General features: G+C 54.2%; 17 protein-coding genes, 1 tRNA gene and 1 pseudogene. 12 read left to right on the forward strand and 7 right to left on the reverse strand.

What is annotated here, in order from left to right; genetic code table 11:
- The first annotated feature begins 84 nt into the window (after positions 1-84).
- On the forward strand, positions 85-3261 hold the full coding sequence (locus QGH09_03085; protein HJO17171.1) for a hypothetical protein: 3177 nt from the start codon (positions 85-87) through the stop codon (positions 3259-3261).
- Between the two features lie 157 nt (positions 3262-3418).
- Here the strand turns inward: QGH09_03085 and QGH09_03090 are convergent, their stop codons facing one another.
- The 3 genes from QGH09_03090 to QGH09_03100 form a co-directional block, all read right to left on the reverse strand.
- The gene (locus QGH09_03090) at positions 3419-3913 is read right to left on the reverse strand and encodes a hypothetical protein (protein HJO17172.1); all 495 of its coding nucleotides are present in this window, start codon (positions 3911-3913) and stop codon (positions 3419-3421) included.
- Between the two features lie 164 nt (positions 3914-4077).
- The gene (locus tag QGH09_03095; GenBank protein ID HJO17173.1) at positions 4078-5895 is read right to left on the reverse strand and encodes a PQQ-dependent dehydrogenase, methanol/ethanol family; all 1818 of its coding nucleotides are present in this window, start codon (positions 5893-5895) and stop codon (positions 4078-4080) included.
- Complete coding sequence (locus QGH09_03100; GenBank protein HJO17174.1) at positions 5892-6677, reverse strand: c-type cytochrome; 786 nt, start codon at positions 6675-6677, stop codon at positions 5892-5894. Before QGH09_03100 ends, QGH09_03095 begins: the two co-directional genes overlap by 4 nt.
- A gap of 204 nt (positions 6678-6881) precedes the next feature.
- Between QGH09_03100 and pyk the strand changes: the two genes are divergently transcribed.
- From pyk to QGH09_03120, 4 genes are all read left to right on the forward strand, one after another.
- Positions 6882-8060 carry a pyruvate kinase gene (gene pyk / locus QGH09_03105; protein ID HJO17175.1) on the forward strand — a complete coding sequence of 393 codons (1179 nt, stop codon included), beginning with the start codon at positions 6882-6884 and terminating at the stop codon, positions 8058-8060.
- A gap of 420 nt (positions 8061-8480) precedes the next feature.
- Complete coding sequence (locus QGH09_03110) at positions 8481-9431, forward strand: alpha/beta hydrolase (protein HJO17176.1); 951 nt, start codon at positions 8481-8483, stop codon at positions 9429-9431.
- Positions 9432-9522: 91 nt separating this feature from the next.
- Positions 9523-10344, forward strand: coding sequence for a DUF1028 domain-containing protein (locus QGH09_03115; protein ID HJO17177.1), 822 nt, complete (start codon positions 9523-9525; stop codon positions 10342-10344).
- Between the two features lie 67 nt (positions 10345-10411).
- Entirely contained in the window at positions 10412-10951 is a 540-nt protein-coding gene (locus QGH09_03120) for a hypothetical protein (GenBank protein HJO17178.1), read from the forward strand.
- Here the strand turns inward: QGH09_03120 and QGH09_03125 are convergent.
- Positions 10948-11484: a TerB family tellurite resistance protein gene (locus tag QGH09_03125; GenBank protein HJO17179.1), complete on the reverse strand. Its 537-nt coding sequence runs from the start codon at positions 11482-11484 to the stop codon at positions 10948-10950. The genes QGH09_03120 and QGH09_03125 overlap by 4 nt on opposite strands.
- A gap of 20 nt (positions 11485-11504) precedes the next feature.
- Positions 11505-12569 carry an AI-2E family transporter gene (locus QGH09_03130; GenBank protein ID HJO17180.1) on the reverse strand — a complete coding sequence of 355 codons (1065 nt, stop codon included), beginning with the start codon at positions 12567-12569 and terminating at the stop codon, positions 11505-11507.
- A gap of 235 nt (positions 12570-12804) precedes the next feature.
- On the opposite strand from QGH09_03130, the gene QGH09_03135 reads away from it, so the two are divergent.
- From QGH09_03135 to rpmE, 7 genes and pseudogenes are all read left to right on the forward strand, one after another.
- A tRNA-Leu gene (locus QGH09_03135) sits at positions 12805-12891 on the forward strand.
- Positions 12892-12916: 25 nt separating this feature from the next.
- Positions 12917-14224 (forward strand): trigger factor, encoded by a 1308-nt coding sequence (tig, locus tag QGH09_03140; protein ID HJO17181.1) that lies wholly within the window; start codon positions 12917-12919, stop codon positions 14222-14224.
- Between the two features lie 144 nt (positions 14225-14368).
- Positions 14369-14992, forward strand: a complete 624-nt coding sequence (clpP, locus tag QGH09_03145; protein HJO17182.1) for an ATP-dependent Clp endopeptidase proteolytic subunit ClpP — start codon at positions 14369-14371, stop codon at positions 14990-14992.
- A 21-nt stretch (positions 14993-15013) separates the two neighbouring features.
- Positions 15014-16264 carry an ATP-dependent Clp protease ATP-binding subunit ClpX gene (gene clpX, locus QGH09_03150; GenBank protein HJO17183.1) on the forward strand — a complete coding sequence of 417 codons (1251 nt, stop codon included), beginning with the start codon at positions 15014-15016 and terminating at the stop codon, positions 16262-16264.
- A 51-nt stretch (positions 16265-16315) separates the two neighbouring features.
- Positions 16316-18700, forward strand: a complete 2385-nt coding sequence (gene lon / locus QGH09_03155) for an endopeptidase La (protein ID HJO17184.1) — start codon at positions 16316-16318, stop codon at positions 18698-18700.
- A gap of 60 nt (positions 18701-18760) precedes the next feature.
- On the forward strand, positions 18761-19381 hold the full coding sequence (gene yihA / locus QGH09_03160; protein HJO17185.1) for a ribosome biogenesis GTP-binding protein YihA/YsxC: 621 nt from the start codon (positions 18761-18763) through the stop codon (positions 19379-19381).
- 90 nt (positions 19382-19471) lie between these two features.
- Positions 19472-19669: pseudogene (gene rpmE, locus QGH09_03165) on the forward strand (50S ribosomal protein L31).
- Positions 19670-19936: 267 nt separating this feature from the next.
- Here rpmE and QGH09_03170 read toward each other — a convergent pair.
- Both QGH09_03170 and QGH09_03175 read right to left on the reverse strand, forming a co-directional pair.
- Positions 19937-20716, reverse strand: coding sequence for an SDR family oxidoreductase (locus tag QGH09_03170; protein ID HJO17186.1), 780 nt, complete (start codon positions 20714-20716; stop codon positions 19937-19939).
- Positions 20717-20831: 115 nt separating this feature from the next.
- Positions 20832-23624 carry a vitamin B12-dependent ribonucleotide reductase gene (locus QGH09_03175; protein ID HJO17187.1) on the reverse strand — a complete coding sequence of 931 codons (2793 nt, stop codon included), beginning with the start codon at positions 23622-23624 and terminating at the stop codon, positions 20832-20834.
- Positions 23625-23672 lie beyond the last annotated feature (48 nt).

Here is a 23672-nt window from a genome sequence, read left to right on the forward strand (position 1 = left end):
CTTGGCTGTTTGAAACGACTAGCGTTCCGGCGTTAATTTATGAATTGTGATTTTCACAGTCGGTTATTTTATGGAGGCGTGCCGATGTCTTTTTCTCTCATTCGTTGCCAGATTTACTCATTCTTCGTCGTCCTGGCACTTGCCGGTGTCACAAACGGTACCGGCGCGTCCGCTCAAGAGCAGTCAGCTGAAGCGAAGGCGACCGCCAACCTCGAGTGGCGGCCGATCGGCCCAGCCAATATGGGCGGGCGCGTGAGCGCCATCGCTGGCATCCCAGGTGACCCGAAGATCTTCTACGTGGGTGGCGCCGACGGCGGCATTTTCCGCACGCGCAACGCGGGCGTCACATTCGACGAGTTGTTTGTCGAAGAAGACGTCTACTCGGCCGGTGCAATCGCCATCGCAGCCTCCGACCACAATGTGATCTGGTTCGGCACCGGCGAGGGCGACCCGCGTAACAGCACTTCCTATGGCACAGGAGTGTTCCGTTCGGTGGATGAAGGCGACTCCTGGACCCACCTCGGCCTCGAACGGACAGAACGAATAAAGAGAATAGTAGTCCACCCGAACGACCCTGAGACCGCTTACGTCTGCGCCATGGGCCGCGCCTGGGGCCCAAACCCCGAACGCGGCGTCTTTAAGACATCCGACGCCGGCGAGTCGTGGGAGAAAGTTCTCTACAAGAATGAAGACACAGGTTGCTCCGACATTGCGATGAACTGGTCGAACCCGAGCCTCCTCTACGCCGGCATGTGGACATTCCGGCGGCGGCCATGGCGGTTCGACGACGGCGGAGGAGAAACGGCGCTGTACCGAAGCAGAGACGCCGGGCAGACGTGGGAAAAGTTGACCGAAGGTATGCCCGAAGGTCCGATGGCGCGCATCGGCGTCGCCGTTGCCCAAAGCAATCCCGACATCGTCTACATGATAACGGAAGCGAAAGACGAAGGGACGTTATGGCGGTCAGACGATGCCGGGGATAGTTGGCGGGTAGTGAACGACGAGCCGAACATCAACTTTAGACCATTTTACTACTCCGATATCCACGTCGATCCGAACAACCCCGAGGTGGCGTACTCGCTGTCGGGCAGCTTGTTCAAGACGACCGACAGCGGACAGACGTTCCAACGGATCGGACAGGGAGTCCACGGCGACCACCAATCCTTCTGGATCGATCCGGAAGACAGTAGCCATATCCTGAGCGGAAGCGACGGCGGCTACCAAGTGTCGAACGACGCAGGCGAGAATTTCGACATCATCAACAATATGACGCTGTCGCAGTTCTATCAAATCGACGTTGACGATCAAGATCCATATTGGGTCTGCGGCGGCTTACAGGATAACGGCAACTGGTGCGGTCCAAGCAATTCGCTTCACTCGGCCGGCATCCTGAAAGACGACTGGTTCACCCTGAGCGGCGGCGACGGTTTCTATGCCGTGCCGGTGCCAGGCCGACCAAACCTCGTCTACTCGAACTCCCAGGGCGGCAACATCATGCTGACCGATACAACCACGGGCGGCGTGCGCCGTATTCACCCGTACCCGAAAATCGTCGGCTCCGCCGGCGACGCCATCGTCGACCACCGGTACCGCTTTAACTGGGATTCGCCAATTCAGATTTCGCCTCACGATCCAGCAACAGTTTACTTTGCCGGCAACGTCCTCTTCAGAAGCCGCGATTACGGTTATTCGTGGGAAGAAATTAGCCCAGACCTGACGACCGACGATCCACAAAAACAGGCATCTTCGGGCGGCCAAATCTATGTCGATAACACGGCGGCCGAATTTCACACCACGATTATCACGATCGCCGAGTCGCCGGTGCAGGCGGGTGTGATCTGGGTCGGAACGGACGACGGAAACATTCAGGTGACGCGCGATGGTGGGTCGACGTGGAGCAAGGTAAACGGAAACGTCAGCGACCTGCCCGAATTCGCCTGGATCGCCAAGATCGACGCGTCACCGCACGACGCAGGCACAGCGTTCGTGGCGGTCGATAACCATCGGTATGACGACTTCAAGCCTTACGTCTTCAAGACGGCCGACTACGGCCAGACCTGGATGAACCTAGCCGGCGGACTGCGGCAGGACGACTATGTGAAGGTGGTCCGCCAGGACCCGACAGAGGCTAACCTGCTCTACGTCGGCATGGAGCGGGGAATCTACGCGTCGTGGGATGGCGGTAATTCATGGAGCTCGATTCGAAATGGGCTACCAGCGGTGTCGGTGCGCGATATCAAGATTCACCGCCGCGACAACGATCTGGTCATCGGCACACACGGCCGTGGCGCGTTTATCCTGGACGACATCACGCCACTCCAGGAGGTTGGAACCGCGATGCGGCAGGACTCGTATCTGTTTCCGATCCGACTCGCCACACGTTGGCAAACCGCGCGGAAAGACGCATCGCAAGGCCAGCGTTCCTACTCGGCGCCGAACCCACCCACGGGTGCGGTCATTCACTACTTCCTCAACGAAGCGCCAGGGGAAAACGCTCAGCTGAAGCTCGTCGTCTCTGACGCATCTGGGGAGATAATCCGAACGGTTGACCTCCTGGCTGAAGGCGACGAGGAGAACGAGCCGCAGGCGGGCGTAAACCGAACGGTCTGGAATCTGACCCACGACGGGCCGATGCCGGTCCAGAGCGAGGAGCCGCAAACCGGTTTTTTCGGTCCACCGACCGGGCCTCGCGTGGTGCCAGGCACCTACACCGTGGCACTGAAGAGCAACGGCATCGACCACTCGCAGACGGTCGCGGTGCGCGGGGACCCGCGCGTGTCGATGACCGAAGAGGACTACCTGTCGCAGTTCGACTCACTGATGACGCTACGCAACATAGCGTCGGAGGTAAACGGCGCCATCTCACTGACCGAGAGCCTGGTCGCGCAGCTTACCGACATCCGCGAGGAAGTGACCAGCTCATCGGGGGCCGTCGACGAATCCGACTTGGTTAGGGCGATCGACGACGTAATCGAGGAAGTCAAGCAGGTCAGCAGCGAATACCTGCGGCGCCCACCGCCACGGATGGGCTACCGCCAGCGGCCGCGTGTAAGCGAAGAGGTCCGGTCACTCACGCGGTCAATCGGCACCGTCGAAGCGCGACCGACCACACCTCAACTCACCCGCGTACAGGAAATCGCCGGCGAGGCCGACGAGGCTCTCGGCGCAGTCGACCTCCTCCTCAACACGGTCATTCAGCGGCTCAACGACAGGCTGAGTGGTTACTCTAAGATTCTCATCGATCGGACGGGGGCAGGATAGTGACTCATTTTTTCGCTCTGCTTGGGTAAGGACTATTGAGAGAGAGGGATGCATCTAGAAAACATCTCGGAGCTATTTAATGTGGATTTCGTGATGAAGGCAGGGAAGGTGTACAAGAACGCTCGTTGACCGGAAGCGTGGTTAATCAACCGCGAGACTAATCTTCGTCCATCGACCGGATCGCGCCGTACATGAGGCCACCGTGCGCACCGTGATCCCAAGTGCCAGCGTACCGGTCGTCGTAAAAAATGACCCGTGCGCCGAACCCTTCCCCCAAGCCAAGAATCGAGAAATCCGTGATGCTGACCATCGGGGTATCGCCAGCCCAGATGATCGGGACCACCACCGGTAATGTGGTATCAACGCTGCCATAGACCAAGTGCACGTCAAATCGCCATCGGTCGCCGTCAAGTTTCGTGACCTTGGCAATTTCATAGAGTTCTGGGTTTCCGTCGCTCCGGTCACGTCCCTTGAGCGTGAAGTGACCTTCGAGGGCCACGTTCTGCATCCGTTCAGTGAACCTACGCTCGAGGTCGGTCAGGGAGACCGGGTCTGCCGCCTGACCGGTCCCGGTCGCTGCCAGGAACCAACCGAGGGCGAACGTGACTAGCAGGGCAACGAACACGCTCGCGAACTTCAGTAAATTCTTCATGACATCAGGCTCCTTGGCTCCAATTGGGGTCTTAATTTTTTCTTTGAAATCAAAAACGGTGCGGTCGGCGGTTCATAGGTAACGAGTTCCGTGACCCACGCGAGGCAAGCTTTGTAGATGACGAACGCGGCTAAACACGAAACGGTCGCAGCTCGAAGTTGGCTTCAGTGAAAAAAAACCGGCGGCTCGATCATCCAACCTGCTACCTGGTTACGTTCCAGCGTGATGTTTCCACTTACGAACCCACTACCTTCGACTTGACCTTCATAAGACAGCTGTAGGTAACTCAGAAACTGTTCCTCGCGTTTCGTTGGCAGCCCCAAAATGGCCACTACCTGTTCTTCGGACATGCCCTCTTCAATTCGATCCCAATTGGCTGGGCTTCTCCATCCAAGTGGTAACAAACCTGGTAGAGCGAAGGTCAATAGTGCGTTTCCTGCAGCGATCGCAATAAATTGTTTTCCCTCGCTCATATACGTGATCGGGTTTGCGTAGACTCGGCCTCCCGTTTGAAATCGCCACAGAACGTCGCCTGTTCGAGCATCTGCCGCAAAAAAGTCACCCTCCATGGTTCCCGAAAACACCAACCCGCCTGCGGTGGACATGAGACCCGCCCAAGGTGGAGAGTGGACAGCAATCTCCCAAACAAGATCACCTGTTAGGGGGTGGAGCGCACGCAAGAACCCTTTTGGATCTTCTCCTGGAACGACGCGGCGACTAGCACCCATGTAAATCTTTCCTGGCTCGTAAGTCGCATCAGCGAGGTAATAAATGCCGCCCTTTTCTCGAACGTTTTGATAAATGAGATTGGTCTGGGGACTGTAGGTTGGGCTGTACCAATTGGCTGCTCCATCATCGTCTGGATAGACAAGAGCGCCCCCCTTACTTGGTATCGTCGCAGGGTCTTCAATAGGCCGTCCGTTTTCATCCAGACCGAGAGCCCAGGTCTGCTTAGCAAACTCCTTTCCCACCAGAAACTCTCCCGTGACTCGGTCGATTACGTAATAAAAACCGTTGCGATTCGGCCATACAACAAGCTTTCTTGGTTCACTTCTAAATTCGGCGTCGAGAAGCACAGGAACCTGGGTTGCATCGTAATCATGAATATCGTGAGGGATAAACTGGAAATGCCATTTCAGTTCCCCGTCATCAGGGTCAAGTGCGATCACGGATTCGGAGTAGAGGTTATCTCCAAGGCGTACTTCGCCGATAAAATCCGGACCGGGGTTTCCCGTTCCCCAGTAGAGAAGATCAAGGTCTGGGTCATAGGCACCAGTCACCCACGTCGGTGCTCCACCCCGTAGCCAGCTGTCACCTGACCACGTGTCATGACCGGCCTCGCCGGGCCCCGGAACGGTCCAGAAACGCCACAGGCGTTCACCCGTCCTTGGGTCGTAAGCGTCAAGAAATCCTCGAATACCATACTCCCCGCCAGCGATACCAACGATGATTTTGTCCTTGAGCGCGAGCGGTGCCACCGTCACCGAATGCCCCATGGTGTAATCAGCAACCTCAACGTCCCAGCGCACCCGGCCGGTTCGAGCATCAAGGGCAACCAGGTGCGCATCGACTGTCCCGAGAAAAACCTGATCATCCAGAAGTGCCACTCCACGGTTTACCTGTCCACAACAGGTCACGATCCCCTGAGGGAGAGAACGCCGGTAAGTCCAGATGGGGCGTCCTGTGCGAAGGTCAAGCGCGGCCGCATCACTCGGTGGCTCAGAAATGTACATGACGCCGTCGACAACGAGCGGTGAGACCTCAAATTTCTGGAGCGATCCAGTCTGATAAATCCACGCTGGCTGAAGTTGATCGACGTTGTCGCGATTAATCTGGTCAAGTGTCGAGTAGCGTTGTGCGTCATAGGTTCCGGAATAGGTCATCCAGTTTTCAGGTTCGGACGCAGCATCCAGAATTCGCTCATAAGGAACTTGAGCAGCCACAGGTGCAGCAGTGAAGAGAATAAGCAAGAGCGTTTTCATTGAGCTCCCTTAAGTGAAACCAAATATGCAACAAGATCATCCGTTTGATCGGAGGTCAGTCGCGCTTCGTAACTCACCATTGGTGAACGCTGCCACTGCTGCTCGATCGTGTCGAGTTCGTTCTTCCAGAACGAGTAGAAACGACCTGAAAGATCTCTGAACTGAATCGAGAACCCATCTTCGTTGAGCCTGATTCCGGTTAGAGTGCGACCATCCTTTGTAACAATCCGAAGTTGAAGAAAACCATTAGGCAAGGACGCCTCGGGCTCGATGAGTGCTTCTCGGAGGTGGGCTGCGCTCCGACGCGCGCCGATATCATCGAGATCAGGGCCGACACTACCACCACGGCCACTGACGGCATGACATCGTGCGCAGTTGAGCCTGGCATAGACCGTCTCACCTCGGATTCCATCACCAGGAACATCCTCCGGTTCGATACGTCCAAGCGTCTTTACGTAGGCTGCAATACTCGAAACCTGACTGGGAGTGAGTGGCGACCCTGGCATCTCAGTACCACGGATCCCACGACGAATGATGTTGAAGAGGGCCGGGTCATCAGTTGCACGACGCAACCGCGGTTGTGCCAGATTAGCGCCTTTACCACCATTTCCCAAAGGCCCGTGGCAGCTTCCGCACTGGCTTTCGTACAACCGCTTACCCTGACCCTCATCGGAAACCTGCACCGCAAACAGGGGTTGGGCCCAGAGCACCACAAAAGACAAAAGGCCAACACCAACGGCGCCAATGCCAGGAACACCACGCCTCATCGTCCTCGGTCGCATGCGCAGTTCCGCACTGGGGCATCTGGTAACAAAAAGCCGCTTTTCGTTCAAGAAGACTGAGCCAGCAAATCCCTTAGTTCTTGCAATCATTTCCGCGTATTTTACATCGCCGTATTAAACCAGAAAAACTAAACTTCTATACTGAGATAGGCAAACTAGGACAGAAGCTTCGCATTTCAGGCTCCGTTGGGGAGGTTCATCAGCTTGAGACAAACAAAAATTATCGCCACAATTGGTCCCGCAAGCGATACAGACCAAGAAATCGATGCTCTCATTGCCGCCGGTGTAGATGTCTTTCGCATCAATTTTTCCCACGGCACACGGGAGAGTCAAAATCGCATGCACGATCGCATTCGCGCCTCGGCGGCTCGCGCCGATCGGCTGATTGCCGTTATGCAGGACCTCGCTGGTCCCAAGATTCGTACCGGGCGGTTGGCCGGCCCTAAGCCGATCCTCTTGGAGCAAGGAACTGCGTTTCGGATATCAATTGGGGATTTCGCTGGTACTGTCGAACGCGTATCAACAACCTTCGCCGGTTTGGTCGCCGTTAAAGTTGGCGCGAAACTAATGCTCGATGACGGCCGTATCGAACTCCGAGTGGAAGAGGTTGACGGAACCGACATCGTCACAAAAGTGGTTCAAGGTGGTCCGTTGGGGGAGCATAAGGGGATAAATGCTCCTGGTGTGCTTTTCCCGGAATCAGCACTAACCGAAAAAGAAGTTGACGATCTCAAATTTGGGATGAATCTTGGGGTCGATTTCGCGGCCGTGAGTTTTGTGCAGACATCAGAGGATCTCCGTCGGGCGCGAAAGGTTGTGGGGCATTCGGTGGCCCTCGTCGCGAAGATTGAACGACCGCAAGCGGTAGAAGTATTTCCAGACATTCTTGACGAGGCAGATGCAATTATGGTGGCGCGGGGCGATCTCGGATTGGAGATTCCTCTTGAACACGTACCGCGTGTCCAAAAAGAACTCACGCGACAAGCACGAGCCGTTGGGATCCCTGTAATCATCGCGACACAGGTCCTAGACACAATGCGATTCGAACGGCGACCAACACGGGCTGAGGTAAACGACGCGGCGAATTCCGTCTACGATGGAGTCGATGCAATCATGCTTGCTGGCGAAACGGCGGTGGGGTCATTCCCAGCACTGGCCGTCGAAACACTCGACTCGGTTATTAGAGACGCCGAAAGCGTACCCCTAGCCACCCAGCCACCACCCAGCACGATGGGACGGCATCACGGCCGTGCCCTCTGTGAAGCAGCCGTCAGTCTTGCTTCAGCATTTAAAGCTTCGGTGATTGTTGCTGTAACCCGTCATGGTGCTACTGCACTGCAGTTGGCTGCGCTCCGACCGGGTGTGTGCCGATTTACGCAGTGACAGACGACGACGCCGTGGCCCGGCGCCTGGCGCTGTCTTGGGGTGTTTCTTCAACTACAGTGGACACTTCTGGGTTGGAAACGGCTTCAATTCAGCAGACATTGTTACAACGAAAAACATTGGCTCAAGGTGATTTCGTTATTTTCGTGAGAGTCCATTCCGATCCGACTTTGGCGGATGGAAATTTCCTTCAGCTTCGCCAACTTCCAGCCACCCCCATAAACAAATAATTCCCCCTCTGCGACTACCTCGACAGATAGTGGGTCGGGAGAACGGTGGGACCGGTGATGCAAAGACAGGTGTCCACCGATTTGGCTTTATACTAGGCCCCGGTGTAGGTTTCTGCCGGAATACTTGGCACCACTAAGGCTTGACTAGTCTCAATTGGCCTACGCAACACACTCGCAGCTAGGAGGAAGGATGCCTCAGAAGAAATGGCCTGTCACATTCGCTTTCGTGGTGATGATACTGGTCTCGGGGTCCGGTGCAGTAAGTGCGCAACTCAGTGAGACCACCTCGTTCCTGGCCAATGTGTCCAATCAATATCGCGTCGTGCCTAACGTGGTGTATCACGTCGCAAACAACTATGAAAATAAGCTTGACCTCTATCTGCCAGCAGACCCAAGTGGCCCCACACCCGTATTGATGATGATCCACGGTGGGGGCTGGGTGCAGGGCACTAAGGAGTCGCAGGTCCTTCGGTTGCTACCCTACCTCGAAAAGGGGTGGGCGGTTGTGAATGTCACCTATCGGCTCGTTCAAGTCTCTAGAGCTCCGGCCGCGGTTGAAGATTGCTTGTGTGCACTCCAGTGGATCGCGCGCAACGCGGAACGTTACAACTTTGACATTGCGCGGATCGTTACTTCTGGGAACTCAGCTGGTGGCCACCTGGCGTTGACCAGCGGAATGCTACCGCCCTCGACTGGCCTCGGACGTGAGTGCACGGCAGGAAGCTTTTCAGGACCGCCAACGATCCCGTCGGTCGAGGTAGCCGCAATCATCAACTGGTACGGTATTACCGACGTTAACGATGTGCTCGAGGGACCAAATACGAAAGGCTACGTCGTCCAATGGCTAGGCAGCCTCACTAACCGCGAAGAAATTGCCGAACTCGTTTCACCGCTGAATTACGTACGAAACGAGTTGCCGCCAACTCTTACGATTCACGGGGATGCAGACCCGGTTGTGCCGTATGAGCACGCCGTCCGGTTACATGCTGCGCTGGAAGACGCTGGCGTCCCAAATGAACTCCACACCGTGCCCGGGGGTGGGCACGGCGGCTTCAACCGCACGGAGACATTAGAGATTTACGAGACGATCCAACAGTTCCTAGACCGGCACGACCTCGGTGAGGATGGTTCGACACCTTGACGACGAAAGAGGCAACGATAGACCAAGTCTGCTCCATGCACGATCGGAGCGCCTCCTGCTGAAACATCAAGTCTTTTGATGAGGCTTAACCATGCTGAAACCGATAACTCTAGCTTTATTGATCGTGTCATCGTTTCCGTCCGTGGGACTTGCTACCTGGTCAGTTGTTGCGGTTGACCAACGCACTGGTGAAGTCGTGATCGCATCTGCCACCTGCGTGGCCCAAAGTCGGTTCGCTGTAGGCTTTTCGGCCAAGGGGCTAATGGATATTCAGGCGGTCGTGGTCCCTGGAAAGGGTGTAGCTGCCGCCCAGGCTAGCGTGGACCGGACTCGGACCAACCAAGAGCTAATCCATAACCAGATCGAAAATGGCACTGATCCGACTGAAATTATTAGGATGCTCCAAGAGGACCCCGAGATCGCTCGCCGTCAATTCGGGATTGTTGACCTCCGTGGCCGGCATGCTGGCTACTCCGGTGCTGGTAATGGTGCCGTGTCACTCCACTCCACGGGCCAAGTCGCCGGGGAGCCAATCTTCTACGCTATCCAGGGCAATATTCTGGCAGCTGAGACCGTGGTCGACGAGGCCGTCTTTGCCCTTCAGGTTGCTTCAGGTAGCCTGACAGACCGCGTGATGGCCGCCATGGAAGCAGCCGACACAAACGGCGGCGATCGTCGGTGCGATTGCAACACTGAACCGCGGCCTGAGGCGCCATGTAATGAGAAGACCGCGCATGTTGCCTACATCCTCCAAGCCCACGCAGACGACGCATCGGGAGACACCTTCAATAACGGTGACTACAAGATGTATCTCAGTGCCACCGACGAAGACATCCGGCCCAGTGAGAACGCGAATCCGGTCAAAACACTACGGATGCGCTACGACGCTTGGATGGCAAACCAAGGTCGCTGAGCCCTGAACCTGGGGCGACGAAATCCTACTGTGGAGATCCGCATATTCCGATTTGAGGTATCTAGCTATGACACGTACAGTCTTCGTTGTCTTAGTAACACTTGTTGCTCTGCCGTTCTCGGTCCCCTCCGTCGCCGCACAGCCTGTCCTGGCGAGCAGTGGTGGCATGCGTGGTCTGACGGGCATCGAAATCGTTGTTGAAGACCTAATCCCTGAGGCGTCGCTCGATGGTCTGACCAAGAACGATCTGGTCAAAGCCGTGGAGAATCGCCTCCGACAAGCTGGGGTTACGCTTACTCCTGACGCCATCGGTGGCGCCTACTTGTACGTCAACGTTAATATGACGACCGGAAGTGGTATTTACATTTATTGTGCGGATGTAGAACTTCGACAGGCTGCTCGGTTGGTGCGCGTGCCTGATCAGGTAATACGCGAGACCGTTACCTGGCAAACCGGCGTGGTCGGCGCAGTACAAGCCACGGAACTCCGCGTCGGAATTACCAGCGTCGTCCTCGGCGAGATTGATACCTTCATCCAAAACTATGGGGAAGAAAACCCAGGATCGGTGACCATTCCACCAGACTCCAGTTCTCGTCCACCTGCCTAACCTACGCTCTTACGAAAGGCTTGAATCACTTCCCGCTTATCGGAGTACGCGGCACGGGCCTTCGTAAATTCAACGCGGTCGATACCAAGTTCGCTTGCGGTCTGACGAATCCGGTTCTCCTCGGCCGACGAGATTGAGTCGTCAGCGACTGACACAGCGAACAAGCAATCGAGCAGTTCCCTGCGCTGTGCCTCTGTGGACATCTCTTTAAACTGACGGGTTACTAGAAAGTCCTCAGTGCTACCGAACAACTCGTTCTGACTTCGCGCGATCTTAACAACAAGTACCGCTTGGGCTTCAGGAATATGACCTAGTTCAAGAACGAACCTGGTCATTACCGCGACCTCCTCGTCGCTAAAGCACTGGTCGGCATGTGCCACACGACCGAGGACGTAAGCAAACGCGGCCAGATAACGTGCCTTGTCTGGATCGAGTTGTTCGAGTTCATTCACGATCCGATGAACAGTTTCGGTGTCTCGTTCAACATCGCTAGGCTCAGCTTCGCCAAAACCCAGAAATTTTAACAATGACATGGTCGCTCCAAGATCGCATTCTAACGTCGAAAGAAACGCGCTGTCGACCGGCGCGGGTGAGCGTCAAGCATCACAGCCACCCAACGGAAGTCCTCAGTATTCTCCAGTGCAATCTTTACGATGACCGTTAGCGGCACCGACAACAGCATCCCAACAGGACCCCAGATCCAACCCCAAAAAACCAAGGACATGAAAACAACCAGCGTCGATAATCCGAGGCGTCGACCCATTAAATAAGGTTCTAGGAAGTTCGCTAGCCCAATGTTGATTACTAGGTATCCGAGCGCCAAGACTGACGCACTAGCAGGCCCGAACTGAACCAGCACCAGCAGTACGGGCGGAATGGCTGCGAGGATTGAACCGAGGTTGGGAATGTAGTTAAAAATGAATGCGACCAATCCCCATAAAAGCGGAAATCCGAATCCAAGTAAAGAGACCCACAGACCCACAAGAATCCCAGTCACTAGACTGATGAGCGTCTTGATCGCCAAGTAGCGTTGGACCTGACGGGTTATTTGGCCAAATCGCTCAACGTGGTCCGACCGATCGCCAAACGCTGCCTTGAGTTTTCCAGAAAAGCCCGCCGCCTCAGCGAGTATAAATACCATTGTCAGGATAACGAGAAACGTATTTTGGGCGATTGCCGCCACAGCACGGAGTGTGCCGCCCACTAGGTCCATGAGAGCGGCAGGGTTGAGCATGTCAGGCGCACCCCAACTCGCGGTGTCAACGCCTCGCGCTTCAAGCCATTCCAATACCCACCCTATGAGTTCCTGGAAACGTGCTTGGTAGCCAGGAGCCGCAGCGGTGAACTCGTTAAGGGATTGTCCAATAACAATCACAACGCCGGCCAGGACAGCGACAGCCGTCAAAACCGTCGCCAAAACAGCTAGTACAGGTGGTAATCCCCAACGCCGCAAACCTGCCATGAACGGCAGGCTGATGATAGCGAGAAACACGGAAACGAGAAATGGGAGTAACAACTGCCCTGATGCCCGCAAGCCGGCGAGAACAATAACGAGGCTGGCGGCAATAATTAGGAAGCGAGCGCCTCTATCGTGAACCGGGCGGTCATTAGCAATCATTCAGTTCGCCTCATCGGGCAGGTGTGCACACCTTGAACACCGTAGTTCCCCACACAGGCCGCAACACCAAACGCACACCGCTCCATGGTACCAGATGAAGCTTAAGACCGAGCCACGTACATCGCTTAAACATCAATAAGGATTCTTCTAGCCCCTCGCCTGAGGGTTAGGCACCGATCTATACTAGCGTTGTACGCGCAGCGGCGGTGTTCTGCTCGTCATCAATTTACCGTGTGCGAAAGTGGCGGAACTGGCAGACGCGCCGGATTTAGGATCCGGTGGCCGCGAGGCTGTGGGGGTTCAAATCCCCCCTTTCGCACCAATTCTCAGCATCGAAGCGTGAAAACATGAAGACCGAGTTCACCGACATTAGTGATACGCAGAAAAAGATTGCCATAGAAATCCCGGGCGAGGTCGTTGATGCCAAGATCGACCGTGTCACACGCGATTTCTCGCGCAGTGCGAAAATACCCGGCTTCCGGCCGGGCAAGGTGCCCACTAAATTAATTCAGCAGCGGTTCCGAGAACAAATCTTCCATGAAGTAACGCAGGGTCTGATCCCAAATGCGGTTGAGGAAACACTCCGCGAGCGCGGCCTCGAACCAGTGGACACACCGAACATCCGGGACGTTGTAGTCAACAAAGGCAGCCCACTCACGTTCACGGCCACTTTCGAAACCGTGCCACCGATCGACCCAGGTGACTATGCGGTCTTCACGCTCAGAAGACCGCCCATTTTGGTCGAAGAGGAGGCAATCGATAAAGCCCTAAGCGAACTGCGGGAACGGTCTGCACGCTTTGACCCCGTAAGCGGACGTCTAACTGAACAGGGTGATTCGGTCGTGCTTGACCTTACACGCGAGGTTGTCAACGGACCAAATTCTACCGAGGTGCCACCAGAGCAGTTAAAACCCGACACGCACAAAGGTGTCACAATCGAGATCGGCGCATCGGCAAACCCACCGGGATTTGATGATGAGATAATCGGCCTCGATATAGATGACGTAAAGGAATTTACTCTGTCGTATCCGACTGATCACGCAACGTCGGAACTGGCTGGCACAACGGTCCGCTACGATGTGAGGGTAAAAGCGATTAAGCGTCGCAATCTACCAGAACTCGATGACGAGTTCGCGAAAGACATTGGTGATTTCGAGAACCTCGGTGCGTTGCGTACCCGTGTATCTGAGGACCTCAAGAAAGAGGCTGAGCAGGACGCTGACCGGCAAGTTCGGGCCGAGTTGGTAAAGCAGCTCGCGGAGCGCATTACGTTCAACCTGCCGGAGGCTCTTGTCAACCGTGAATTGGATCGACGGGTCGAGGAATTTGTACGGCGCTTACTTGAACAACGGGTTGATCCAAAAAAGGCCAACATTAACTGGGAAGAATTTCGAGAACAGCAGCGTGAACCGGCACAGGAAGCGGTGTGTAGTGCCTTAGTCATCGACGAGATCGCACGCCGTGAGTCACTCAGTCCGTCCGAGGAAGACATTGAGAGTGAGGTAGCTCGCTACGCCGAACGGTCCGGCCGCCCAACCGCAACTGTTCGTGCAAAACTGGAACAAGAAGGTGGTATGGCACGAGTTGAGATCGGTCTCCGTCGAGAGAAAGCGATGAACCTGCTCTTGTCGCGTGCTAAGATCATTACTGTGTGAGCAGTTGCTTCACTGAGTGCGGAATCCCATCAAGTTGCCGATACCGTGGTAGTGGGTCGCTGGTGGAGCGTCTCAAGGCAACTGGAGACCGACGCTGTGAGCACATGGTCGCAGATATGTGCAGTAATGTGTTGAGAATTGAACATGACTGACGAGCGAGCACAATTAATTCCGATGGTCGTCGAACAATCGAACCGTGGGGAGCGTGCCTACGACATCTTCTCGCGATTGCTCAAAGATAGCATTATCTTCATAGGTTCTCCCATCGACGATGCGATCGCGAACCTAGTCATTGCTCAAATGCTTTTCTTAGAGGCCGAGGATCCCGATCGTGACATCTTGCTTTACATCAATAGTCCCGGTGGAGCGATCACAGCTGGGTTGGCCATCTACGACACGATGCAGTTCATCAAGCCAGACGTGCAAACCTATTGCATCGGCCAGGCTGCGTCCATGGGTGCAGTATTACTGGCATCCGGCACCAAGGGTAAGCGTTTTTCGTTACCAAATTCGAGGATCGTAATCCATCAACCGCTCATGTCTGGCTTGGGTGGCCAAGCAACCGACATCGATATCGCGGCTCGGGAGATTATTAGGATTCGCGAACGGCTGAACGAAATCCTCGTGAAACACACTGGTCAGACGGTTAAACGGATCCAGGAGGACACCGAGCGAGACTACATCATGTCAGCTGAGCAAGCCCAAAAATACGGTATCATTGACGATGTGATCCACCAGCGGGAACGAGAGCCCGGATCGCCCGAGTAAACTGATTAACGAGCATGAGGCATGGGCAAGAAACAGAGTGACTCGGAGATTCTCCGTTGCTCGTTCTGCAACAAAGACCAGAATGATGTGCGGAAGCTCATCGCTGGTCCAACCGTATTCATCTGTGATGAATGTGTCGAGGTGTGTAACGACATCATCGCCGACGATAGCCGTTTCGAGAGCCGGTCGAGTGTTCGACCGACTCTTCCGGTACCGCATGAAATTAAGGAGTTTCTTGACGAGTACGTCATTGGTCAAGAACAAACGAAAAAGAAGCTCGCTGTTGCTGTCTACAACCACTATAAGCGGATCGAAATTCAAAAACGGACCAAGAATCGTAACGACATCGAACTAACTAAATCGAACATCTTACTTGTCGGCCCAACGGGCACTGGCAAGACCTTACTCGCGCAGACCCTAGCAAAACTTCTGTCAGTACCGTTCACCATTGTCGATGCTACAACGCTTACCGAAGCTGGCTATGTCGGTGAGGATGTTGAAAATATCATCCTCAAGCTTCTGCAAGCGGCGGGCGGAGACATCGAGAAGTGTCAGCAGGGCATCATCTACGTCGATGAGGTTGATAAGATTTGCCGGAAAGACGAAAACCCCTCAATCACGCGTGACGTGTCTGGCGAAGGTGTGCAGCAGGCACTGTTGAAGATCCTTGAGGGCACTGTTGCCAACGTCCCACCTCAAGGGGGACGTAAGCATCCCCATCAAGAATTTTTTCAAGTAGACACGACTAACATTTTGTTCATTTGTGGTGGCGCGTTCGTCGGGCTAGACAAGAACATTAACCGACGTGTTGGTAAGAAAGGACTTGGTTTTCGGGCCGACGTTAAATCGATGCGAGATCGTGATATTGGGTCAACGCTCGAACTGGTGGAGCCCGGCGATCTTATTCAGTTCGGCTTGATCCCTGAGTTCGTAGGCCGGTTACCAGTCATAGGAACACTTCATGAACTCGATAAATCGGCCTTAATGCAAATATTGACGAAACCTCGGAACGCAATTACGCGTCAGTACCAAAAGCTTCTCGAGTACGAGAACGTAAAGTTGCATTTCACTGAAGACGCTCTCACGGCGATTGCCGAATTGACCCTTGAACGAAAGCTTGGTGCGCGTGGGCTCCGGATGATCATTGAGGAGCTAATGCTCGACATTATGTATAACTTGCCCGGCCAGAAGAAAATACGCGAGTGCATGATCACGCGTGATGTGGTCCTAGCTAAAGACAAGCCAACTACCTTGTTCGAGAAGGCCGGATAGCTGGAATTGAGCAGCCGTCGCGCAGATAAGTCTTACGGAGATAACGCCCTTATGGTGGATTCCTACGAAACTATACCAGTCGTCCCACTTCGCGATGTTGTGGTCTTTCCTCACATGATGATGCCGTTCGTCATTGGTCGACCATCATCGACCAGAGCGCTTGAACACGCTCTGCTGAAGGACAAGCGGATTTTCTTGGCAGCTCAACACGACGCTACAAACGATGACCCGGCACCAAATGATATCTACACCATGGGTTGTGTAGCTAACATCGTGCAAAGCCTGAAACTTCCGGACGGTAATGTGAAGGTCCTCGTTGAAGGAGTGGACCGAGCGCGTGCAATGGAGTGGAAGGAAGATAAGGGTTTCTATCGCGTCGTCATCAAGGTGATCGAAAAGCAGGGCGAGACTGAAGATGACATCGAGAGCACGATGAGCAAAGCAGTCTCTCTCTTCGAACATTACGTCAAACTTTCGAACACCTTACATTACGATGCAATGGTTGCCGCTGTGCGTGTGGACGACCCAAGTAAGCTAGCAGATACAATCGCCGCCCACCTCCTCGTCGGTGTTGACGAGAAGCAAAACCTGTTGGAAATCCTTTCGCCAACTGAGCGATTAAACCGGATTGCTGGCATCATCGAGGCTGAAGTCGACAAACTTCAGGTGGACCGCCGAATCCAATCCCGCGTCAAAAAGCAAATGGAGAAGGCACAGAAGGAGTACTACCTAAACGAGAAGATGCGAGCAATCCAGAAGGAATTGGGTCGCAAAGAGGACAAAGGAAACGAAATTGATGAGTTAAAGACAAAAATCGAAGAAGCGAAAATGCCTTCGGAAGTTGAAGAGAAGGCCGTCCAAGAACTCAAACGTCTTGAGTCGATGCCTCCGATGTCGGCTGAGGCGACAGTGTCACGGAACTATATTGAGTGGCTAATAGCGGTGCCCTGGCACAAGAAATCTCGTGAAAGTCGAGACCTTAACCGCTCTGAGCAGATTCTGAATGAAGATCATCACGGACTCGATAAGATTAAGGATCGAATCCTAGAATTTCTGGCTGTCAGAACACTTGTTAAGAAGCCAAAGGGAACCATTCTTACGCTGACCGGGCCTCCTGGCGTGGGCAAGACCTCACTCGCAAAATCAATCGCTAGAGCCACAAACCGAAAATTTGTGCGGCTGTCACTTGGTGGTGTGCGAGACGAAGCTGAAGTCCGCGGCCATCGGCGCACATACATTGGCGCATTCCCGGGCCAAATCATCCAAATGATGAAGAAAGCGACCACCCTGAATCCGGTCTTCTTGTTGGATGAAGTTGACAAGATGTCGATGGATTTCCGTGGTGACCCGTCAGCAGCTCTGCTAGAGGTCCTTGACCCTGAGCAAAACAACACCTTTCTCGACCATTATCTGGATGTCGAGTATGACCTATCGCATGTGATCTTTATATGTACCGCAAACGTTCTACACACGGTGCCGCAGGCGTTACGCGACCGAATGGAGGTCCTCCAACTGCCTGGCTATACCGAACTGGAAAAGATCGAAATCGCAAAGCAATTTCTCTCGCCGAAAGCTATTAAGGCCACCGGCCTTACCACCAAGCAACTGACCTTCACTGATGAGGCCTTCCAGACAATCATCCAACGCTACACCCGTGAGGCTGGTGTCCGAAGCCTTGAACGGGAGATTTCCTCTGTCTGTCGAAAGGTCGCACGCAAAGTGGTACTTGAAGGTAAGAAGTTCTCCGAAGAGTTCACATCAGAAAAGATTACTGAGTACCTGGGGGTACCCCGCTTCCGACCGTCGATGGCTGAAGAGCAAAACGAGGTCGGTGTGGCAACTGGTCTAGCCTGGACAGAGGCCGGAGGAGAACTGCTGGTAACTGAAGCAATGCTTATGCCTGGACGGGGGCGGCTAACGCTCACCGGCAAGCTGGGTGATGTTATGCAGGAATCTGCGCAGGCGGCAATGAGTTACGTTCGCGCAAAAGCGGATGAACTGGGGATTCCAAGTAACTTCCACAGGAAAACCGATGTTCACGTGCACGTACCTGAAGGAGCCATTCCAAAGGATGGCCCCTCAGCTGGTATTACGCTCGCGACTGCTCTCGTGTCGGCGCTTGCCAACGTAGAGACAAGGCGCGACGTCGCGATGACTGGTGAAATCACATTGCGCGGTAAAGTGCTGCCGATCGGCGGCGTTAAAGAAAAGGTGTTAGCTGCCCATCGAGCCGGACTAAAGGACATTATCCTGCCTAAAGACAACGAAAAGGATTTGGCGGACATCCCTAAAAATGTCACTGACGTGCTCAATATCTACATGGTCGAAACAATGAACGAGGTATTGAAAATCGCCATGAGTCGACCACTACAGGCAACTCTGCCAACCGCATCCGAGTCGGCTCCGGCTTCATCGGACGATACGATCACGCACTGAGCCGCGATCGGGTAGCAGAAAACTGGGATACGGCCAGTCCACTGCCCGGAATATTTAGCCGTGAAAATCCTGCAGGTCGATCTGATCTCAAGCACTCCCGGCGCTGCCAGCCTGAGATCTCCAGTCAGATCCCAGATTGTATTCGTCGGCCGATCCAACGTAGGAAAATCTAGCCTGATAAACGCTCTCATACGCCGCAAACTAGCACGCACAAGCCGTTCGCCTGGCAAGACTGATCTCGTCAATATCTACCGAGTACGGCTTGCCGTTACTGCAAATCAAGTTCAGACGATCGATTTTGTCGACCTACCAGGATATGGTTACGCGCGAGGAGGAACACGACGCGCCGAGTCATTCGCGAAGATTACCGAACATTATTTCAAAGCTGCCAGAGAACCATCAGTCGCTGACGGTTCCGCCATGTTGGCACTTCACCTAGTTGACTCTCGGCATTCCGATCTCAAATCCGACCGAGATGCTCACGCCTGGTTGGAGAGCCATGGCCTGACAACGATAACGGTGGGTACCAAAGCTGATACTGTGCCACGGGCGGAGCACAAACGTGTAGCACAAACGCTTGGTAGCCGTACCGGAGGACGAGTTTTATTATTGTCGGCCAAGAGTGGGGATGGACTTAAAGACCTCTGGAAAATGATCATTCAAGCTTCAGACCGCAGGTGATGAAGCACCGGACAAACTGTTGGCGCTAGATCGACACACACGAGTGCGTGATATACTTCTAGCTTCGCTTGTAGTTGGGGAGAACAGACAGTGAGGGAAGGCATTCATCCTGAGTATTTTGAGGTCGAAGCGCGGTGCGCTTGCGGTGCCGCCTGGAAAACTCGGTCGACCAAGAAGGAACTTCATCTTGAAATCTGTTCAAGTTGTCATCCATTCTTCACGGGAAAACAGAAACTGATCGACACTGAAGGACGCGTTGAGCGCTTCACCAAGAAGTTCGGTTCTCAGACCGTAGCCTCAGTGAAAGAACAGCTCGAGCGGAGGAAGGCCAAGAAGTCGGCAGAATCTTAGAACGTGTCGAGATAGCTTCCCACCATCCCCGGGAATCCACGCACTGCTAGAATCCCACCCGTTCACTTTCGTGACTACGAAATCCCTCGGCAGCGTAGCCTTTCTCACTCAGAGGACGGGCTAACGAAAAAGTAACGTTCTGGAGAGTATTCCAGTTTGGGAACATCCAGAAAGACGATTTTGGATGTGAAAATCGGAATGTTGCTAGATTAGAGAACGAGACTGGCAGCCATCAACCGGTATACAGGCCCCACTCACCCAACTGGCCCTAGACGAAGCTAAAAAAGCGACTACTTCACCGATCTCCTCAGGCCTGCCGAATCGACCAAACGGAAGCTCGTGTTCGATGAATTTTGCTATGCCTTCTGGATCTGCTTGCTGACGGGTGTGCCAAGAACCGCCAGGAAACAAAATGGAACCAGGAGCCAGGCTCAAAACACGAATCCCCTCGGGGGCCAACTGCTGCGCCATCGACTTACCCAAACTAATTTCGGCTGCCTTGACAGCATTGTAGGTCATTCTCCCGCCAGATTCGCGGCCCCAAATCGACGTGATCATGATAATGACACTACCCTTACGCTTGCGAAGATGCGGAACCGCAGCGCGTGACGCACGAATGGCCGGGTACAGAGTGACGTTGAATGCAGCCTGCCAGTCTTCGTCGGTCGCAGCGGTAATGTCGCCTCCACCAGCTTTCCCGACGTTATTGACAAGAATATCGAGTCCACCAAATGTTTCAACGGTCTGGTCGACAAGCTCCGAGATGCCGCTGGCCGTCGAGACGTCAACCTGCATAGCCAAAACGGAGTTAACTCGTCCTGAGACAGCCCTCAACTCATCTTCAGCCTCGGCTAACCGATCGGCATTACGAGCACAGATCGTAACTCGGCACCCTTCTTCGATGAGCGCCTTGGCACTCGCAAAACCAAGGCCCTTACTTGAACCAGTGACAATTGCGATCTTGTCGTTTAGTCCGAGATCCATCCCATTCCTATCTTGCCCAAGGCGAAAAACTCAGGGCGAAAAGCGCAGAGGGACGTACAAGCGAACGGGCCGTTGCCCACCAGCAACGACCCGTTCCAATTGGTGCTCCGCGAACCTATGCGCAGCCACTCGTCGTGCCGCAATTATTACATTTGTAGCAACTACCGCTGCGCATCATAATCTCACCGCACGTCGAACACGGCGGCGCATCTTCATGGTTTTGGATAGCAGCGAACGAGGCTGTGACTCGTTCAACCGAGCCGTTACCATTGCCCGCTGTCTGATCGAGCGGCAATTTGGGTTCCTCGACCGGCAACCCTTCTGGCGCAATCGGCTGGTTGACGCCAGCCTCAAACTGCGCCTCGCTCGAGAGAAACTTTGTCGCCATCCAACGAAAAATGTAATCGACGATCGACTTCGCGAACCGCACTTCCGCATTCTTCGTCATGCCCGACGGCTCAAACCGCACGTGTGTAAACTTGTCGACCAACACCTGCAATGGAACGCCGTATTGCAGTGCATAGGACACCGCCTGCGCGAACGCATCAGCGAACCCTGAGATCGTTGACCCTTCCTTTGCCATAACCAGAAATATTTCTCCCGGCGAACCATCTTCGAACAATCCAATCGTGATGTAGCCCTCGTGACCGGCAATTTCAAACTTATGGGTAATCGCTTGACGTTCATCGTGTAGTCGACGGCGGACCGGTTGGCCAACGAGGCCTTCTACTACTCCGATCATCCCGGTCTTAGCATCACGCGACGTGTTGAGAGGTTGAGTCCGTTTACTGCCATCACGGTAGATCGACACTGCCTTAGTACCTAGCCGCCACGAATCAACATAGGCCTTCTGAATCTCCTCAGCTGTCGCCTCCTTCGGCACGTTAACAGTTTTTGAGATAGCACCTGAAATAAATGGCTGAGTGGCACCGATCATCCTGACATGTCCCATATAGTGAATCGACCGTTCACCTTGTGCAGGTTTAAAAGCACAGTCAAAAACCGGAACATCCTTATCCTTCAGATGCGGGGCTCCCTCGATTGTCTCGTGCTCATCAATATGAGCAATGATCTCGTCAACTTCTGACGACGAATAGCCCAGACGGTCCAGCGCCATCGGTACCGTATGGTTGACAATCTTCATCATGCCACCACCAACAAGCTTCTTATACTTGACAAGCGCGATGTCGGGTTCAACACCAGTCGTATCGCAATCCATCATGAACCCGATCGTGCCAGTTGGAGCCAGCACGGTTGCCTGAGCGTTACGGTAGCCATATTCTTCACCCAAATCGACCGCGTCGTTCCACGACTGCTTGGCCGCAGCGTAAAGCTCACTCGGTACGTTTGTCCGGTCGATATCCTTCAGTGCCGTGCGATGCTTCCGCATGACTCGCAGGAACGGCTCCTCGTTCTTTTCGTAACCATCAAACGAACCGCCGTGGTCACGAGCAATCCGTGCCGACTGCGCGTAGGCTTCGCCGGTCATCAGCGCCGTAATCGCGGCTGAATAGTCTCGGCCTGCCTGGCTGTCATAAGGCAATCCTCTGGACATTAGGAGCGCGCCCAGGTTGGCATAACCCAATCCGAGGGGACGGTAGTCGCGACTGTTCCGCTCAATCGCCTTCGTTGGATAGCTTGCGCAGTCAACGATGATTTCCTGCGCCGTGAGCAGAGTACGCACCGCCGCCGTAAACGACGCGTGGTCAAAGTCACGCGCCTCATCAACAAAGGTCATTAGATTCAACGAGGCCAAATTACAAGCTGAATCGTCAAGGAACATATATTCCGAACACGGGTTGGAAGCATTGATTGGAGCAGTGTTCGGACACGTGTGCCAGTCATTAATTGTCGAGTCGAACTGCATTCCAGGATCACCGCATACATGAGTCGCTTCGGCAATCTGCTGCATCAAGTCTCGCGCCTCATAGGTGTCCATAACTCGACCATCACTCACAGCATGCGTCTGCCACGCACCGTCATCCAGCACCGCGCGCATAAATTCGTCGGTCACGCGAACACTGTTGTTTGAATTTTGAAAAAATACTGAAGCATAGGCCGGTCCGGTAAACGAGCCATCGTAGCCAGCGTCAATGAGCGCCCAAGCCTTGTGCTCTTCTTCAACTTTGCAGTTAATAAATGCTTCAATATCAGGATGCTCAGCATTTAAGACCACCATCTTCGCAGCCCGGCGGGTCTTACCACCTGACTTAATGACACCGGCAAATGCATCGTAGCCTTTCATAAACGAAACCGGTCCAGACGCCGTGCCGCCACCCGCCAACGCTTCTTGGGACGAGCGGATGGAAGAAAGATTTGAGCCCGTGCCAGAGCCAAACTTGAACAACATCCCCTCGGTCTTGGCCAAGGTCAAAATGGAGTCCATGGTGTCCTGCACAGAATTGATAAAGCAGGCTGAACATTGCGGTGCCTTTTCAAAGCCGCAGTTAAACCAAACGGGGCTGTTAAACGCTGCTCGTTGGTTCACGAGAAGATACTTTAGGTCGTCGCTGAAGGCTTGCAGGTCACCGGGACTTGCAAAATATTTTTTTTCACGCGCCCATTCAGTGATCGTTTCAACTACGCGGCCAATGAGCTGCTTGACGCTGCGCTCACGCCCGTCTGTTCCTAGTTGGCCACGAAAGTATTTTGAGACAACGATGTTTGTCGCCTGCTGTGACCAGTCCTTCGGAATCTCAACGTCATGCTGTTCAAAGACGTTCTCGCCTCGCTCATTACCGATTACGGCAGAGCGCGTTTCCCATTCGATTTCGTCGAACGGATCGACACCGTCCCGAGTGAAGAACCGCTGAAATTCCAGTCCGGACGCTGCCGACTTGGAGCGCCGCGTCGACTCCGGCAAGCCATCTTGAGTCGTTTGTGGTTGCTGCGCTGCGCCTCTGTCCATACTTACCTCTCAGAAAACAATCGAGCCCGAGACCTTACCCCAAGGTCC

The sequence above is a fragment of the Vicinamibacterales bacterium genome (assembly GCA_036012125.1).
Lineage (GTDB): Bacteria > Acidobacteriota > Vicinamibacteria > Vicinamibacterales > UBA823 > UBA11600.